This window comes from Bacillus sp. FS02, from assembly GCF_024398395.1.
Classification (GTDB): domain Bacteria; phylum Bacillota; class Bacilli; order Bacillales; family Bacillaceae; genus Bacillus; species Bacillus altitudinis.
In genome coordinates, this window is record NZ_CP074101.1 from 282,143 (window position 1) to 299,986 (window position 17,844).

Genomic DNA, 17,844 nt, shown 5'->3' on the forward strand with positions numbered 1-17,844 from the left:
ACACGTCACGAATGAAGCCAATCTGTATACCAAACTGGCGTCAGTTGAGTAAAACGCTTATGGTCTGTCAGCATTCTCTCCACTCGATTCACCATGTCTTTTACATGCCCCGGGTCATAGGATAACGTCCAAACAATAGAAGAAAAACAGCTCATGGCTGTATAGATGGAAAAAAGAAGCCAAAAATCATGTGTTGTCTGCGTACTTATATAGGCATCCAATTGCCCGGCTGAAAATGGAATGCTTCTTTCTCGACTAAATAAAGACAGTTTATAAAAGTCATGAATCGGATCGCCCCAGTCGGATTGATCAAAGTCGATCGCCCCAGCATATTGATGACGCTGTATAATGATATTCCCTAAATGAAAATCATCATGCTGGAACTGGTTTGGCCTCCCTTTTACCGCATCAGCATGTGACTGAATAAAATCTAATACGAACTGATCATGGGAAAAGGTCACTCCGCTTGATTGATAGGCATGTACATACCGTTCATGTTTCGCTAATACCTTCTTATCCCAGGGGGCTGCATAAAAAGGGGCATCGCATGTATGCATGATACTCAAGTCTCTGCCTGCCCGCCTTCCGATTTCATACTGCTCTTCTTCTGTGAGCAGATGAATGGATGCTCTAGCAATCTCTCCTTCGATAAATGGAAAAATACGAAAGGTACAGTTTTGTTCAGCACTCACTCCGACCTCCATCACTTCAGAACAAATAACGCCTCGATTTTTTAACTTCTGCTGAATGGACGCTTTCTTTTTCAAACTGGAATATTTCTGAATGTCTGATAGCTTGAGTACTAGCTTTTCACTAGGCGTTATGACCAAAAAGGTGCGGTCTCCCGAAAATCCAGATGTCATCGGCTGGAAAGAGATGGCTTGTTTAAGAAGCGGAGATAGCTGTTTCAGTTTTTCGTGTTTCATGAACGCAGGGCCCCTTTCTTCTTGGTATACAATAAACGGCAGACCTCTTGAGAAGTCTGCCGTGTTGTTTACATTATGATGGCTGATCACCCGTCGGACTAATAAGCGAGAGCGCATAATCTTCTGTAAAGATTCTTTTCGATAAATTGTTCACGCCGTCTAATGAGACGCGATTGATTTCATCAATAATTTCATCAAGCGTACGATGTTTGCCAAGGAGTAATTCATTTTTACCATTTCGGCTCATCTTGCTGTTTGTGCTTTCAAGACTGAGCATGAGGTTGCCTTTCATTTGCTCCTTAGAGTTTTCAAGTTCTTTCTGCGTAATTCCCTCACGTTTTAAGACGTCTAATGTTTGTAAGATGGTTTCAGATAGCAGATTTAGCTGCTTCGCTCCAGTTCCACCATAGATCGTCAGCATTCCGTTATCTGCAAATGAACTATGATAGCTGAATACAGAATACGCAAGTCCTTTATCTTCTCTTACGTCTTGGAACAACCGGCTGCTCATGCTACCGCCTAGAACATTATTTAAGACGATTAAGTCATAGATGCCCTGATCTCCAGCAGGAAGTCCGTTAAAGCCCATGCAAAGATGCGCCTGTTCTGTTTCCTTTTTGCGTGTCAGTTTGTCATAGTGGAATTGCGGGGCTTCGACAGGCTGCTTTTTCCCCTTTCCTTCATACGAGCCAAATAATGTTTCGACCTCACGAATGAAGGTGTCATCGACGTTCCCTGCAACAGAGATGACGACGCGATCCGGCGTATAGAATTCGTCCATATATTTTCGAAGGGAATCACCGTTAAAAGTAGAGAGTGTTTCCTCTGTCCCTAAAATCGGATAACCTAATGAATGATCACCGTAAATGGCTTTGCTTAACAAATCATGAACGATGTCATCAGGAGTATCTTCATACATTTTAATTTCTTCATAGACCACATTTTTTTCTTTCTTCAGCTCTTCTTCGTCAAAAGCAGAGTTGAAAAACATGTCACTCAACACATCGAGGGCATACCCAGCATGTGAATCAAGTACCTTTGCATAATAGCAAGTATATTCTTTTGACGTAAAGGCATTCACTTGACCACCAATGCGGTCAAAGGATTCTGCGATATCACGTGCAGATCTCGTCTTTGTTCCTTTAAAGAACATATGCTCTAAAAAGTGTGAGATCCCATTTACTTCTGGTGTCTCATGTCTAGAACCTGTTCCAATCCAGACGCCAATTGCGACAGACCTTACAGTGGGATTGTTTTCAAGTACAATTCTTACTCCGTTTTGGCATGTATACGTTTTGACCAAGTTTTGCTCCTCCTATTCAACAAACAGATCGCATCACGGATGTCTTTTTTCACTTAGGAGGTCAGAAACCGTTCCTAATTCATATCCTCTTTCTTTGATTTGAGTGATAAGTGCGTCAAGACTTCTCGCTGTTGCGTCTGTTGGATGCATTAATATCATCGCCCCATTGTGAATTTTCCCAAGCACTCGTTTTTGTAATACAGCTGGTGATGGTTTTTGCCAGTCGATCGTGTCTACTGTCCACATAATGGTTTCCATTCCTTCTTGTTTCGCAAGCTTTACTGTTTCTTCTTTAAAGCTGCCACTTGGAGGCGCAAACCATATCGGTTTTTTCCCAAGGGATTCTTCAATTTGGCGATTTGTTTTAATCATCTGCTCTAATGCTCGTTCTCTTGTCAGTGTGCGCATATCCGGGTGATTGTATGAATGATTTCCAATTTCATGACCATCTGCCACGATTTTTTTAGCAAGGTCTGGACTGTTTTTCACCCATTTGCCTTCTAAGAAAAAGGTTGCCTTCACTTGATGCTTTTCTAGTGTATTCAACATCTTTGTTAAATGCTCGTCGCCCCAAGCTACATTGATCAGGAATGCATTCATCTTTTTGTCTGGATGTCCCTTATAGATAGGTTCAGCACCAAGTTCATGTAAATGGACAGAGGGTTTTGTTTCTTTAAAAACAAGCAGCTTTTCATCGAAAGAGCCCTGTTTTTTCATTTTTTCGTAAGAAGCATCGATATCGACTGTCTGTCCATTTAAACCAGGCATCTTTTTCCACACTTTATCAATCTTAGCATTTTGCGGCTTCTCTTCATAGTCAGAAGACTTCGATTCGATCTCTTGATACAGAATATCTTTTGAAACAGATGCTACCTCGGCGTGCTCTTTCATTGAATTCATATATGTAACAGCAGCCGGCTGCTTCATCGTTTGATATGACACGAGCAGTAAAAATACAAACACAAAGAATGGTATCGTTTTTTTCAATGGTTGTCCCTCCCCTTTACCACAAATTATGATGGGGAGAAACAAGCTAGAACTATTGTTACGCGCAAGAAAAGAAAGAAGCCTGGCACGGATACCTGGCTTCTAACACATTTTATTTGTTCTCATTAAGACTGCTTTTCTTCTTTTTCCTTTTCTTCACGTAAAACAGCTTTACGAGAAAGGTTCACACGGCCTTGTTTATCGATCTCAGTGACTTTGACGAGGAGTTCATCACCAATCTTCACGACATCTTCTACTTTGCCAACACGTTCAAGTGCAAGCTCAGAAATATGAACAAGTCCATCTTTGCCGCTGAAGATTTCAAGGAAGGCACCGAATTTTTCAATTCGTTTCACTTTACCTAAGTAAAGTTGGCCAACTTCAACTTCTCTGACAAGATCTTCAATGATTTTCTTCGCTTTTTGGTTCATGTCTTCTTCAGTAGAAGAGATAAAGATTGTACCGTCTTGTTCAATATCAATTTTCACACCGGTATCTTCAATGATTTTATTGATTTGTTTACCGCTTGGTCCAATGACATCGCGAATTTTATCTGGATTGATTGTCATCGTTAAGATTTTTGGTGCATAACGTGACAATTCTCCTCTAGAAGCTGGAATCGTTGACAGCATGCTATCTAAAATTTCCATTCTTCCTTTTTTCGCTTGTTGAAGTGCTTCTTCTAAAATGTCTTTTGATAGACCATCGATTTTGATGTCCATTTGAAGCGCTGTTACACCTTTAGATGTACCTGCTACTTTAAAATCCATATCTCCAAGTGCATCTTCCATTCCTTGAATGTCTGTCAGCACTGTGTAGTATTCACCAGATTTAACAAGTCCCATTGCAATCCCTGCAACTGGTGCTTTAATTGGAACACCTGCATCCATCATCGCAAGTGTGCTCGCACAAATACTTGCTTGTGAAGTAGAACCGTTTGATTCTAACACCTCAGACACAAGGCGAACCGTATAAGGGAAATCTTTTTCAGATGGAATGACTGGCTCTAATGCACGTTCGCCTAGCGCACCATGTCCAATCTCACGACGGCCTGGACCACGCATTGGGCCGGTCTCACCAACACTGAATTGTGGGAAGTTATAATGGTGCATGAATCGCTTAGACTCTTCAACACCAAGACCATCAAGAATCTGTACATCACCAAGTGCACCTAATGTACAAATACTGAGTGCCTGTGTTTGGCCCCTTGTAAACAATCCTGAACCGTGCGTTCTTGGAAGAAGTCCTACTTCTGAAGAAAGTGGACGGATTTGATCGACGCCGCGTCCATCTGGACGTACCTTCTCTTCAGTAATAAGGCGGCGAACTTCGTTTTTCACAAGCTTGTTTAAGACATCCTTCGCTTGTTTAATCGTTGCTTCGTCACGCTCTTCTTCTTCAAATTTTTGAACAACAGCTTTTTTCACAGCACTGATGGCATCTTCACGAGCATGCTTCTCATGTACTTGAATCGCTTTCAGTAGATCCGCTTCAGCAAGTTGTTTTACTTCCTCTGCTAATGCTTGATCGACTTCATATAAAGGAATATCGATTTTTTCTTTACCGACAGCTTTTACAATTTCTTCTTGGAATTCGATTAAGCGTTTGATCTCTTGATGGCCGTACATGATAGCTTCAAGCATTGTTTCTTCTGGTACTTCATCAGCACCAGCTTCTACCATGTTGATTGCATCTTTTGTTCCAGCTACAACAAGGTTGATATCGCTTTGTTCAAGCTGCTCAACATTTGGGTTGATGATGAGTTTTCCATCTACTCGTCCTACTGTCACGCCAGCGATTGGTCCCTCAAATGGAATGTCAGACACACATAAAGCTAAAGATGAGCCAAACATTGCAGCCATTTCAGATGAACAATCTTGATCCACACTCATGACAATACTAATGACTTGTACTTCATTTCTAAATCCGTCTGCAAATAGTGGACGGATCGGTCTGTCAATTAAGCGGCTCGCAAGGATTGCTTTTTCACTTGGGCGGCCTTCTCTTTTAATGAAACCACCAGGAATTTTACCAACTGCATATAATCTTTCTTCGTAGTTTACAGTGAGCGGGAAAAAATCAAGTGGTTTTGGTTCTTTAGAAGCTGTTGCTGAGCTAAGCACAGCCGTATCTCCGTAGCGTACGAGAACCGCTCCGTTTGCTTGCTTTGCAAGCTGGCCAGTTTCAACTGTCAGTTGACGTCCAGCCCAGTCTATGGTGAAGACTTGTTTCTCTTGTCCCATTCTGAGATAAACTCCTCTCTCGTCGTAAAGTTTTTAGGTTATTTCTTATTATGAACAAAATGATTTTCACATATCAATGTGAAAGCTGTATGTAGAAGGGTTTTTGCCATTCTTTCAACATTTTAACCATAAAATATTAGTGATTATACGATAAAAAAGCGGGAATCCTCCCGCTTTTTACGATTATCGACGTAAGCCTAGTTTGTTAATTAACTCACGGTAACGAGTTACGTCTTTATTACGTAGATACGTAAGAAGATTACGACGTCTACCTACCATTTTCAAAAGACCGCGACGTGAGTGGTGATCTTTCTTATGAGTACGTAAATGCTCGTTCAAGTTGTTAATTGATTCTGTTAGGACAGCGATCTGAACTTCTGGAGATCCAGTATCAGATTCGTGTGTTTTGAACTCATTAATTAATTGAGTTTTACGCTCTTGAGTAATAGCCATCCTGTTTCACCTCCAAATCATGTTAGCCCCATCTACCTCGCAACCGTCGGTGAAGTCGGCCTGCCAAGTAAGTGGTTTTAAAGCTACAGGAATTATCATACTAAAAATATGCCGATTTTGCAAATGATAGAGCGGTTTTTCTGCGATTTTTTTGTTCAATGAAGATGATCTTGAAAAAACTGAATCGCTTCTTCTTTATCTTGACTAATTTGAGCCGTTAATTCTTGGATACCGTTAAATTTTTGTTCACTGCGAATCCGTTTGTACCACTGTAATTTAATCGGTTCACCATAAATTTCTTCGTTAAAATCAAAAAGGTTCACTTCAATCGCAGGCTGGTCAGGACGTTTTTCGTAAAATGTTGGTTTGTAGCCAACGTTACAAACACCGTCATACACCTTGCCTTTCACTTCCGCTCTCACTGCATATACGCCTGTTGGCGGGATGATGTATTCAGCAGATAAACCAACATTGGCGGTTGGAAAGCCAATCGTGCGTCCTCGTTTATCTCCATGAATGACAATGCCTCGCAGCTGATACGGTTTCCCTAAAAGCTCACTCACATATTCAACGTCTCCATTTTTCAATGCGGAACGTATAAGGGTCGAGCTGACTTTCCGCTCTTGGTTGGAAAGCTTAGGTACAATGGTCGCAGCAATCCGCCCTTTCCCATATTCATCAAACGTTTCCATTGTGCCTGCGCCAAACCGGCCGAAGGTAAAATCGAAACCAGCGACTGCATGCTTCACATTCAGTTCGTCCAAATATTGATCGACAAACTCTTGAGGAGACAGTGCTGCAAAGCTTTCGCTGAATTGCACAATGTATAAGTAGTCAGCACCTAATTGTTCGATAAAATCAATCTTATCCTCAAGCGGTGTGATTAAGTCTTTTGGTTCACGTGCTTTTTGCAGAACATGTGATGGATGCGGATGAAAAGTCATGACAGCTAGAGCTAAACCCTCTTTTTCCGCAATGTTTTTCGCTGCATCAATCACTTTTTGGTGTCCGAGGTGAACACCGTCAAAATACCCTAAAGCCATCACAGACGGGACTTGATCCTTTTGATTCAATGTATGTGGGTGTGAAATATGTATAGTCTTCACGAGATGGTCACCTTTTCTTTAAGATTGCTTGTCCTGTGATAAAATCTTCGCCGGCTTCATCAGGTTCTGTTTGGTCGGGTGCTTCATATAAATCGCCATACAACGGCCTGAAGGAGCAAAGACAGCGACACGATCTTCCTCTGCAAAATGAGCAAATTCATCAGGCATAGGTAGGACTGCACCGTTTTCCACTTTACTTGCTAATGTATCATTTATCTCCCATTTCGGCAAATGATTGAGCGCACGCTCGATCGGCACAAGATGTTCCTCAACCGTTCCTTTCTCACTGATCTCCCTCAACTCATCAAGAGTGATACATTCATCTAACGTAAAGTCACCAGATCCTATGCGAATGAGGTGAGACATGTGGGCTGGAAACCCAAGTTTTTTTCCGATATCGACGGCTAACGTTCTCACATATGTGCCTTTTGAACACAGTACGGTGAATCTAAAGGATACCTTACCATTTTCAAATGTGACAGATGTTGTCCGCTCGATGCGATGAATGGTAATTTCACGGCTTGGACGTTCAATTTCAATGCCTTGCCTTGCATATTCATAGAGCTTTTTTCCGCCAATTTTCACAGCAGAAAACATCGGAGGGATCTGTTCAATGGTTCCTTCAAATTGTTTCAACGCAGCATCAATGTCATCTTCTGACATCGGTACCGGCACCTTTTTTTCTTCTACTACTTCACCTGTTTGGTCTTCTGTCGTTGTAGAAAATCCAATGGTGATTTCCGCATCATACGTTTTCGATTTATCTGTTAAGTACTCCACAATTTTTGTCGCTCGTCCAATACAAATAGGCAGAACACCTGAAACCTCTGGATCGAGTGTCCCTGTATGTCCCACTTTTTTTGTGTGTAAAATCTTTCTCACTTTAAACACACAGTCGTGAGAGGTCATGCCTCTTTCTTTATGTAATAAAAGAACACCGTTTTGCACCTGCGTTCTCTCCTTTCATAAACGATGAAAAAGGACAGACGATCATCGCCTATCCTTATTTCAACGTCTTATTCGTGATCTTTTGTGTTTAGTTCAGCAATCAGGCTTTCAATTCGGTTACCGTAATCTACAGACTCATCGAATTCAAAGTGAAGCTCTGGTGTTTTGCGAAGTCTGATTCGATTGCCAATTTCAGAGCGGATATACCCTTTTGCCTTTGCAAGGCCTTTTAAGGTTTCCTCTCTTTTCTTCTCGTCGCCAAGAACAGAAATGTAGACTTTGGCAATTTGTAAATCACCGGATACTTCAACATCCGTTACAGTCAAAAAGCCGATTCTTGGATCTTTTAGCTTTCTGCCAAGGATGTCGCCTAATTCTTTTTTCATTTGCTCACCCACACGGGTTGCTCTCATACTCATGATCTTATCACCTCTAGTTAAAACCACTCAGTTTTCGTGATCGTTCGTTCAATTTCCGGAAAAGAATCAATAAAGCTTAACACACGCTGAAGTTCCTTTTCCACTTGAACCCGGGAGGAGGAAATGACGGCGATTCCGATCGAAGTACGCTGCCATGTATCCTGATAGTCCATTTCAGCAATGGTCACATTGAATTTATGGCGCGTTCTTGTCATGATACGCTGCAGAACCGCACGTTTTTCCTTCAGTGAGGATGCATCATAGATCATACACTCACACTCGGTATAACCGATCATTTTCTTTCGATTTCTTGCATAACGAATGATTCCATGACATCACCTTCACGGATATCATTGTATTTCTTAATGGTAATACCACATTCATAGCCTTGTGAAACTTCTTTCACATCGTCTTTGAATCGTTTTAATACGTCGACTTCGCCTTCAAAGATGACGACGCCATCACGAATTAAGCGGATACCACTGTCTCTAGTAATGGTACCTTCAGTGACATAGCCACCAGCAATTGTACCGATTTTTGATACTTTGAACGTTTGACGAACTTCAACTTGACCGATGACTTTTTCTTCATATTCAGGGTCAAGCATCCCTTTCATCGCAGCTTCAATTTCATCGATGACTTTGTAGATGATGCGGTGTAAGCGGATATCTACGTTTTCTGTTTCAGCTGTGCTCTTCGCATTGCCATCAGGACGTACGTTAAATCCAATCACAATCGCATTAGAAGCACTTGCTAAAATGATATCAGATTCTGTAATCGCTCCAACACCCGTATGGATGATTTTCACTTTGACGCCTTCTACTTCAATTTTTTGAAGAGCTGCCGTCAGTGCTTCAGCAGAACCTTGTACGTCTGCTTTTACGATTAAGTTGATATCTTTCACATCACCTTGTTTGATTTGCTCAAATAGGTCATCGAGAGATAATTTCGCTTTGTCTGAACGCTGTTCATCAAGTTGTTTAGACGCACGCGCCTCACCGACTTGACGAGCTGTTTTTTCATCTTTGAATACGAGGAACTGATCCCCTGCATGCGGTACATCATTTAAACCAGTGATTTCAACAGGTGTAGATGGTCCTGCTGTTTTCACGCGGCGTCCGATGTCATTGACCATTGCACGTACACGGCCAAATGTATTTCCGACAACGATTGGGTCACCTACTTGAAGTGTACCAGTTTGAACGAGAAGGGTTGCAACAGAACCTCTTCCTTTATCAAGCTCAGCCTCGATCACAGTTCCTTTTGCCGCACGATTTGGGTTGGCTTTTAGTTCTGCTACTTCGCTGACAAGAAGGATCATTTCGATCAATTCGTCAATGCCTTCGCCTGTTTTTGCAGATAAAGGAACGAAAATGGTTTCGCCGCCCCAAGCCTCAGGTACAAGACCATGCTCAGTTAATTCCTGCATCACGCGGTCAGGGTTCGCTGTTGGTTTGTCAATTTTATTGACAGCCACAATGATTGGCACCTCTGCCGCTTTTGCGTGGTTGATCGCTTCAATCGTTTGCGGCATGACACCATCATCTGCTGCAACGACCAAGATCGTCGTATCTGTTACTTCAGCACCGCGTGCTCGCATCGTAGTGAAAGCTGCGTGTCCTGGTGTATCAAGGAACGTGATTTTCTTACCGTTTTCTTCAATTTGGTATGCACCAATATGCTGCGTAATTCCACCCGCTTCGCCTTCAACAACTTTCGTTTTACGAATGCTGTCAAGAAGCGTTGTTTTCCCGTGGTCAACGTGTCCCATGATCGTTACGACTGGAGGGCGTACTTGCATATCTTCTTCTTTATCTTCAACTTCATACTTTTCAAGTTCAGTTTCTTCTAAAATGATGACTTCTTCTACTGGAACACCATATTCAGAAGCAATTAATTCGACTGTATCTTTATCGAGCTCTTGGTTGATCGTAGCCATGACACCAAGCATCATCAGTTTTTTGATGATTTCAGCAGTTTCTTTGCCAAGCTCGTCAGCAAGCTGGCCGACTGTCATTGAATTTATAAATTCAATTTTTTCAGGAAGCTCTTTTTTCGGCTTCACAGGTCTTGCTTGCTGATGCTGCGCCTTGTTGTTGCCGCCGCGTTTATTTTTGTTTTTGTTTTGGTTGTTGTTTTTTTTGTTTTTATTAAATTGATTATTCTGCACGTCATTCTTCTTTCTATCATTGTTTTTGTTAGATGATTGTTTTTTTTGTTCTGCGGGTTTCTCGTTAGCTGTCTCTTTTGCTTTGGCTTTTTTATAGATAGCGTCTAGCTTTTTCACAGTGTCGTCTTCAAGCGTCGCCATGTGGTTGTTCACTTCCACGTTCATATCCTTAAGCGCTGCTATAATATCTTTACTTGAAACATCTATGGCTTTTGCGTATTCATATACTCTCACTTTAGCCATTCGTTCACCCCCAAATAAATTAATCGAGCAAGCTTATGAGCTTCTTAGCGAAGCCTTGGTCAGTGACAGCGACAACTACGCGAGCTTCCTTCCCTATAGAACGTCCGAGAACGGAACGGTCTTCAACTTTTCTAACCGGAACATTGTAAAATTTGCATTTGTCAGATACCTTTTTCTCTGTGTTGGATGAGGCATCTGCTGCAAGAAGAACCAGCTTAGCACGCGCATGTCTAATTTCTTTGATCACCAGATCTTCTCCTGACACGACTTTACGAGCTCGATTTGCTAGACCAAGCAAAGGATACCATTCAGATTCAGTCATTAGGTTTTTTCACCTTTTCAGCTAGTTCTAGTAATTCTTCAAAAATGTGTTCGTCAATCTGTGTCTGAAATTGCTGCTGTAAACTACGTTTGTTCTTCGCCGCAAGAATGGTTTCTTTATCGAGAGAAAGGTAAGCGCCGCGCCCGTTCATTTTTCCGGTTGCGTCAACAGACACTTCACCTTCTTTTGAACGAACAACGCGAATCAGTTCTTTCTTTGGTTTCATTTCTCCCGTCACGACGCATTTTCTAAGCGGGATTTTTTTTCGGCTTTTCACCTTTTATATCACCTCTTATTCGTCAGATTCCTCAGCTACTGGTTCAGCCTCTAAGAAAAGAGATTCAGAGTCTTCAGTTCTTGGGAAAATACCGAGTTCTCTTGCATCTGTTTCGCTTTTAATGTCAATCTTCCAGCTCGTTAATTTCGCTGCAAGACGCGCATTTTGACCTCTTTTGCCAATGGCTAATGACAGCTGATAATCAGGGACAATGACAGTTGTCGCCTTATCTTCTTCATTTACAATGACATCAAGAACTTTTGATGGACTTAACGCATTGGCAACAAATTCAACAGGGTCATTAGACCAATGAACAATGTCAATTTTTTCGCCTTTCAGCTCATTGACAATTGCTTGTACACGCTGACCTTTAGGTCCTACACAAGAACCAACTGGATCAACATCAGGATCATCTGTACGAACAGATATTTTAGAACGGTCCCCTGCTTCTCTAGCGACAGATTTAAGCTCTACAGTACCATCATAAATTTCTGGCACTTCGATTTCAAATAAACGCTTTAAAAGACCTGGGTGTGTTCTTGATACATAAATTTGTGGTCCTTTTGTTGTTTTTTCTACTTTCGTAATGAACACTTTAATGCGGTCATGTGGTTTGTAGTCCTCATTTGGCATTTGTTCATTGACCGGAAGAAGGGCTTCGATTTTGCCAAGTGACACGTAAATGAATTTACTGTCAATTCGCTGAACGATTCCCGTCATGATGTCTTCCTCACGATCGATAAACTCAGTGTAAATCACACCTCGCTCTGCTTCTCTCACTCGCTGCGTCACGACTTGTTTCGCTGTCTGAGCTGCAATGCGTCCGAAATCTTTTGGTGTGACTTCAATTTCAACCACGTCACCAACCATGTAATTCGGGTTCATATTTGCTGCATCATCTACAGAGATTTCAAGGCGAGAATCATACACTTCATCTACAACATCTTTTCTTGCGAATACGCGAATCGTTCCCGTTTCACGGTTCAAATCAACACGCACATTTTGTGCTTGATTAAAATTACGCTTGTATGCAGAAATGAGTGCAGCTTCTATCGCTTCAATAATAATTTCTTTACTAATGCCCTTCTCTTTCTCAAGAACAGTCAGGGCATCTAACAACTCACTACTCATTTTTATGGTTCCCCCTTATATCAATGAAAAGGTTAATTGAACGAAACTGCTAATCTTGCGTTAGCGATTTTTTCGTATGGAATATTGATCTCTTTCTTTCTTGTCTTGATCTTCACTGTCACTGTTGCAATCTCACCATCAAAGCTTGTAAGCTCACCTTCAAATGCCTTTTCACCATCAATTGGTTCGTATGTTTTCATGAAAACATTTTTTCCAAGTGCTTTTTCAAAATCAGCTTTTTTCTTTAATGGGCGCTCCGCTCCAGGAGAGGACACTTCAAGAAAGTAGTTTTGGCTAATTGGATCTGCCTCATCAAGCTTTTCGCTCAAGGCTTCGCTCACTTTGGCACACTCCTCGATATCGACGCCTTTATCAGAGTCAATAAATACGCGAAGGAACCAGTTTTGACCCTCTTTGACAAATTCAACATCAACGAGTTCAAGCTGTAAGCCATCTAAAATTGGCTGCACCATGTCGCTTACGATATCCACTACTTTTTTGCTCATTCTCTTCCTCCTTGTGCTTTCGATAAACGCTCTTATCAATCATTCTGCATAAAAACCCTGCTTTATTGTGAGCAGGGGGAGCAGAAAACGGATGAATAATGTCGAGACAAAAATTGCCTGTTCAATACAAAAGAGCGGGTTTCCCCACTCTTGTCTCGGTAATCGTTAGCATTTCCATAAAAACTATACCATATCCAATTTTTTTATGCAAATGAAGTTCCTTATAAACAGGCATTCTTCATCAGTTCTTTTCATTCATTCTTTTGGCGTGTTCACGAATGATTCCTGCCTCCCGGCTCTCCTTTAAAACTCGAAAACCATCATAATCCGGGTAGAGGGAATCATCGTCTTGAATGCTTGTTAAAATCCAAAATTGGCTACCTGCGCCTCCGAGCTGTTCAATTGTCTTCAGCCAGCTATCATATACATCAGGACGGGCTGTTTGATTTTGATAGCCAAACTCTTCTAATACAACAGGTTTTCCGATTGCGTTTCCTCGGGTGATATGATCTTTGATCCATTTCACTCCCCATGCAGCAGACTGATTCCAGTGATCCGGGTATAAATGATAGGTTCCATAATCAATATGAGGGAGAGCAGTCAAACGATCCCAATCAACACCTTCTCCTCCACTGTAAAACCAATCATCATGACCTGTCATGCGAAAGAACCCTTCGTCTCCTACTGCAACAAGGTGATTCGAGTCAATTGATTTGATCCATGCACTCATTTCATCTGCCCAGTTTACTAGTATATCTCCCGAAGGGTCTGACTGAGCGCGCGGCTCATTGGCGAGCTCCCATGTTATAATAGCAGGATCATCTTTATATTGAACACCTGAGTACGTATTGGTTCTCTCTAATACATAGCGCACATAGTTTTTGTAAGCTGTTTTAATCCGAGGATCTGTATAAAAGTGATCATGTGATCCTGCCTGAAACCACTTCACATATTGATTCATCCCGCCAAAGTCATCCCAATTGTTCACGAGCGGGATGACCAGCTTGATTCCTTCCTGCCCTGCTTTATGAATCGCATAGTCTAGTTTTTGAAAACCGGATTCTTCATAAACACCTGGACGAGATTGTAAGACTGAATTTTCTTGAGGGGTGCCATCGTGAAATCCCCAAATACGAATAACCTTTAAATCCATTGCCTTCATATCGTCAAAAACAGCATCTACCATCTTTTTTGATTTGTAATGGAAATAATAATTATTTGTGCCAGCAAAGTAAAATGGGTGGTTGTTCAATACAAAATGTGTACCAGATGTTTGCACATAGGAGGAGGCCTTTACGGTCAGAGTGAACCAACCCGCCCATAAAGTGATCAGCAGCATAAAACAAGCCACCCGTTGAACCCATTTTTTCATTCCATTCTCCTCACAATCTCTTATTCTACTGGTACGATGATATCTAGTTGAAGAGGTGTATGTTTGGTTGAGTCAAGTTCAATCGTCTGCTGCTGCAACATTTTACTTTCTTCACCAATTCGAACCTCATACGTCCCGTGAAACGCTGGACATGTCACTTGGCCATTCGCATCTGTTTTTTCCACTCTTTGTGTCGTCCATTCCTGCAGTAACTTTTCATAACGCCTGCCTGCTTCATTTAACGACCAATCATGATTCACGATGGCTGCGTGCTCACCTCTCCAATGAGCACCCGCCCAAAATCCCCACATCAGCACACCTTTTACGGCTGGATGACTAAAGGCAACCCGATATAAAGCTTCTAAGTTATCCGCTCGTCTATTGGCATCCGGATGAACAGAGTCATACTCTGTCACCCATATCGGTAGACCAAGCTCAGCAAGCACATCTAGTCTTTGTTTTACAACAACTGGATCCACTCGATCTTCAAAGTGACCTTGAACTCCAATGGCCTCAACTGGTGCCCCCAACTGACGAAGTTCATTGATATGTGCTTTATATGCGTGATGTTCGCCGTATGAGATTACATTATAATCATTGACAAACAGCAAGGCTTGAGGATCAATTTTTTTCGTTTCTTCATACATCCATTTCCAAATCTGTTTCCCAAACCGGTCTTTAAAAAATGAACCATGCATCATTTCGTTGTTTACATCCCAATGACGGAATTTCCCTTTGAAATGATTGCCTGCATGCTCAAGCCGCCTTTTCATGGCTTCATATACTTCATGATTCGGTAATGATTTCAGCCAGTTTGGATTGGCATCCTCTACCTCCCAAAATAAGGCGTGCCCCCTCACTGGAATTTGGTGTCTATTGGCAAAATTCAGCATGGCATCTGCTTTTTCGTAGGTTATTTTCCCTCTTTCAGGCTCATTTGCATACCATTTTGCCTCATTTTCAAACACAGCCCAATTAAAATGTTGAACAAAAAAATCAGCATACGTTTGATTGAATAGAACTTGGTCATTCATTGCTGAACCAAATGCAAATTCATGTCTGATTTGTTTTATTTCCACCTCTATTCCGGCAACTGGCTTTTGTTCCTTATTGATGACGTTTATGACAAGCTCTCTTTGTCTATGTTGTAAGATTCGATTATTTGCTTCTTTTCTCCAGCTTTGATTTTCTTGTTCCTGTGATCCGCCATTCGATGAATGATTCATAAATTCTTTCTTATTAACCATGATGACATCACCTTTGCTTTCATTTCATTTATCTTATTAGGAAACCGCCGACTAAAAAAGCCGGCAGCTGTACTACGTTCTATTCGTTTATGAGACGATGGTATTCTGCATAAGCCGTAGCCATATCAACTTGCGACCAGAAACGGTGATAGGTGAAACTTGGCGCTCCGTTTTCCCATTTGCCTGTTGCTTCATTAAAAGATGATTGATATTTACTCTCCAGGGCTGACCAAGCTGGGTCTTGCTTGATTTTCGGACGAAGATCTGCAAAGCTCGTATACACTCCGTTACCTCCTCGCTGCGGGTCAGAAGGAATGGTGCTGGAACCAGGAATCTGATTTCCTTGACCAAATGTTCCGTTCCAGCCATTTGGGAAGTACACTTCTTTTTTAAAGAAACGGTGGTAGTCTTCTCTGTCTTCCTCTGTCACAATCCCTACACCATCATTGTAATTCCAAGCGACCTCAAGGAGCTGTGCCGCTGTCTCTTTTGCTCTTATGCCAAGTGCTGTGTAGTTTCCTGTCTCTTTCTGTGTTGCAGCAGCAAAGAATGTGAGTGCTTTGATTAGACTGCCCAGTACACCAGTATCTTGAGTAGGATCTTTTGTAACTGCCGTTAAATTTGGATTACCTGTTGCAGATTGGAACCCGCTCCAAGTGTCAGGCTGGCCGCTCCATTCTATATTCCCAGGAATCCAAAAATCTCCAGGTGCACTCGTCGTAGCAACAGCAACATTTGTCCCCCTAGAATCCTTTGACCCTGACCATCTAAAAAATACCCATCTTGATCCGACACAGGACGAGTGCCAATAAAAATATAATCTAGTGAATAGTTGACCCATTTTGTGATGACAGATTTGGCCATTTGGAAATTTTCAGATGTTTTGTCGCCATCTTTTGCAAAGATATAATAAAGCTCTGCTACACGCTCAATCGGCCATGCTTGCATTCCAAACCAGTTATTGGACGGAGGATCATGGTAAACAGGCGCATCTTCATAAGCCATATCATAAAATGTGCTTCTTCCTGCTGGATAAGCGCTATAGTCTCCATTCCAGCTGTTGGTAGCACCTCCTGCAATCGCTCCCTCTTTTGATTGAAGCCAGACGTAAAATTCAAGCTGTCTCTTTAACGTCTTTTCCCAATCACTTGCACCAGTCGGTGACGATGGCTTTAAGCCTCCCTTATCTGAGGATAAAGCGTAGGCAGCGACTGGGTTTTGATACCCTTGATGACAATGGCTCGCTCCGATACGCCATGACCAATTCGCATATTCTCCAAGTCCCCCGCCCCAAGAGGTATACCATGCCATTAAGTGATGACATGCACTTTTTCCATTTCCAGGATACGGATTACCTTGCTTGCCGCTTCCAATTGTTTGAAAATATTTATCGTACATTCCGTAACGAAGGAAATCCCCCATCTTTTTCGCTTTATCAAGATAGGCTGAACCATTATAGCCAAGTTCCTTTGCCCAATACATTGCCTGTATCGCACGTGCATCAGCGTCCGTCGCATTTGTGTAGCGCCACTGGGCGGCTGGCGCTTGATTTTCTTTTGTGAACAAGCTCATGAAACCTTCATTGGGCTTTCCGGCCGTTTTATCATCTTGTGATGGATGAGGGATGGCCTCCCATACGGATTCTTGCGGCCCCCGCTGGAATGTGTTTACATATGCGGCTGTATGTGATGGATTGAGCAAATTCCCATATTCATACCAGTTGTCTACATCAAGAAGCCAGTGCATTAAATACGTTTCATTCGTTCCGTAAGTTGACCTCAGTTCATGATCAATTGGATCTTGACCAGCAGGGCGAGCACCCGTCAACTGGCTCGGATATTGATCTGGATATGGTTTTTCTGAAGCGTATGTGGCTGGGCTAGATGGATTGTAAGAGCTCATATGCGGCTGTTCGTCATGTCCATCTTCGTTTACTGGAATGATAAACTTCTCCATATTATCCCAAGCCGCTTCTAGTTTGCTCCAATCGCCTGTGTAATGCCCATACAATACTTCAAGCCATAACCAGTAGCTGTAAGCTTCTGAAGTTGTCATATGCCCGTAATCAGGTGCCTCACAAATGAGTGTCTCAACGGAATGATACGGAATGCCTTCTTTTGAAAAATATCCATTCGTCTCGTTTTTCATTTGATGATAAAGTGTTAAAAACCGTTCTTTATTTGTCATGTCC

16 protein-coding genes and 1 pseudogene are annotated in these 17,844 nt (G+C 42.0%); all 17 read right to left on the reverse strand.

All coding sequences use genetic code 11. The features are described from left to right. Positions 1 to 5 precede the first annotated feature (5 nt). Positions 6 to 926: an aminoglycoside phosphotransferase family protein gene (locus tag KFQ09_RS01445; RefSeq protein WP_129548287.1), complete on the reverse strand. Its 921-nt coding sequence runs from the start codon at positions 924 to 926 to the stop codon at positions 6 to 8. Positions 927 to 999: 73 nt separating this feature from the next. Further along, positions 1,000 to 2,229 (reverse strand): M16 family metallopeptidase, encoded by a 1,230-nt coding sequence (locus tag KFQ09_RS01450; RefSeq protein WP_007499520.1) that lies wholly within the window; start codon positions 2,227 to 2,229, stop codon positions 1,000 to 1,002. A 33-nt stretch (positions 2,230 to 2,262) separates the two neighbouring features. Next, positions 2,263 to 3,216: a polysaccharide deacetylase family protein gene (locus KFQ09_RS01455; RefSeq protein WP_017359068.1), complete on the reverse strand. Its 954-nt coding sequence runs from the start codon at positions 3,214 to 3,216 to the stop codon at positions 2,263 to 2,265. A 125-nt stretch (positions 3,217 to 3,341) separates the two neighbouring features. Beyond that, positions 3,342 to 5,459: a polyribonucleotide nucleotidyltransferase gene (gene pnp, locus KFQ09_RS01460; RefSeq protein WP_007499522.1), complete on the reverse strand. Its 2,118-nt coding sequence runs from the start codon at positions 5,457 to 5,459 to the stop codon at positions 3,342 to 3,344. Between the two features lie 183 nt (positions 5,460 to 5,642). Beyond that, on the reverse strand, positions 5,643 to 5,912 hold the full coding sequence (gene rpsO / locus KFQ09_RS01465; protein ID WP_008354438.1) for a 30S ribosomal protein S15: 270 nt from the start codon (positions 5,910 to 5,912) through the stop codon (positions 5,643 to 5,645). Between the two features lie 155 nt (positions 5,913 to 6,067). After that, positions 6,068 to 7,018, reverse strand: a complete 951-nt coding sequence (gene ribF / locus KFQ09_RS01470) for a bifunctional riboflavin kinase/FAD synthetase (RefSeq protein WP_212360374.1) — start codon at positions 7,016 to 7,018, stop codon at positions 6,068 to 6,070. 18 nt (positions 7,019 to 7,036) lie between these two features. After that, positions 7,037 to 7,966, reverse strand: a complete 930-nt coding sequence (truB, locus tag KFQ09_RS01475; RefSeq protein WP_048002817.1) for a tRNA pseudouridine(55) synthase TruB — start codon at positions 7,964 to 7,966, stop codon at positions 7,037 to 7,039. 68 nt (positions 7,967 to 8,034) lie between these two features. Continuing rightward, the gene (rbfA, locus tag KFQ09_RS01480) at positions 8,035 to 8,385 is read right to left on the reverse strand and encodes a 30S ribosome-binding factor RbfA (RefSeq protein WP_007499525.1); all 351 of its coding nucleotides are present in this window, start codon (positions 8,383 to 8,385) and stop codon (positions 8,035 to 8,037) included. Between the two features lie 17 nt (positions 8,386 to 8,402). Further along, positions 8,403 to 8,681 (reverse strand): DUF503 domain-containing protein, encoded by a 279-nt coding sequence (locus KFQ09_RS01485; RefSeq protein WP_017359071.1) that lies wholly within the window; start codon positions 8,679 to 8,681, stop codon positions 8,403 to 8,405. Beyond that, complete coding sequence (gene infB, locus KFQ09_RS01490) at positions 8,678 to 10,798, reverse strand: translation initiation factor IF-2 (protein ID WP_255835991.1); 2,121 nt, start codon at positions 10,796 to 10,798, stop codon at positions 8,678 to 8,680. The genes KFQ09_RS01485 and infB overlap by 4 nt, the downstream gene beginning before the upstream one ends. Positions 10,799 to 10,817: 19 nt before the next feature. After that, complete coding sequence (locus KFQ09_RS01495) at positions 10,818 to 11,120, reverse strand: YlxQ family RNA-binding protein (protein ID WP_007499528.1); 303 nt, start codon at positions 11,118 to 11,120, stop codon at positions 10,818 to 10,820. Continuing rightward, entirely contained in the window at positions 11,113 to 11,397 is a 285-nt protein-coding gene (gene rnpM, locus KFQ09_RS01500; protein WP_008344742.1) for an RNase P modulator RnpM, read from the reverse strand. Before rnpM ends, KFQ09_RS01495 begins: the two co-directional genes overlap by 8 nt. A gap of 15 nt (positions 11,398 to 11,412) precedes the next feature. Beyond that, positions 11,413 to 12,528 carry a transcription termination factor NusA gene (gene nusA / locus KFQ09_RS01505; protein ID WP_003211013.1) on the reverse strand — a complete coding sequence of 372 codons (1,116 nt, stop codon included), beginning with the start codon at positions 12,526 to 12,528 and terminating at the stop codon, positions 11,413 to 11,415. Positions 12,529 to 12,560: 32 nt separating this feature from the next. Continuing rightward, positions 12,561 to 13,034 carry a ribosome maturation factor RimP gene (rimP, locus tag KFQ09_RS01510; RefSeq protein ID WP_008344744.1) on the reverse strand — a complete coding sequence of 158 codons (474 nt, stop codon included), beginning with the start codon at positions 13,032 to 13,034 and terminating at the stop codon, positions 12,561 to 12,563. Between the two features lie 241 nt (positions 13,035 to 13,275). Beyond that, the gene (locus tag KFQ09_RS01515; RefSeq protein ID WP_255835992.1) at positions 13,276 to 14,406 is read right to left on the reverse strand and encodes a glycoside hydrolase 5 family protein; all 1,131 of its coding nucleotides are present in this window, start codon (positions 14,404 to 14,406) and stop codon (positions 13,276 to 13,278) included. A gap of 20 nt (positions 14,407 to 14,426) precedes the next feature. Continuing rightward, entirely contained in the window at positions 14,427 to 15,653 is a 1,227-nt protein-coding gene (locus tag KFQ09_RS01520; RefSeq protein ID WP_255835993.1) for an endo-1,4-beta-xylanase, read from the reverse strand. Positions 15,654 to 15,732: 79 nt separating this feature from the next. After that, positions 15,733 to 17,840, reverse strand: a pseudogene (locus KFQ09_RS01525) (glycoside hydrolase family 48 protein). Positions 17,841 to 17,844 lie beyond the last annotated feature (4 nt).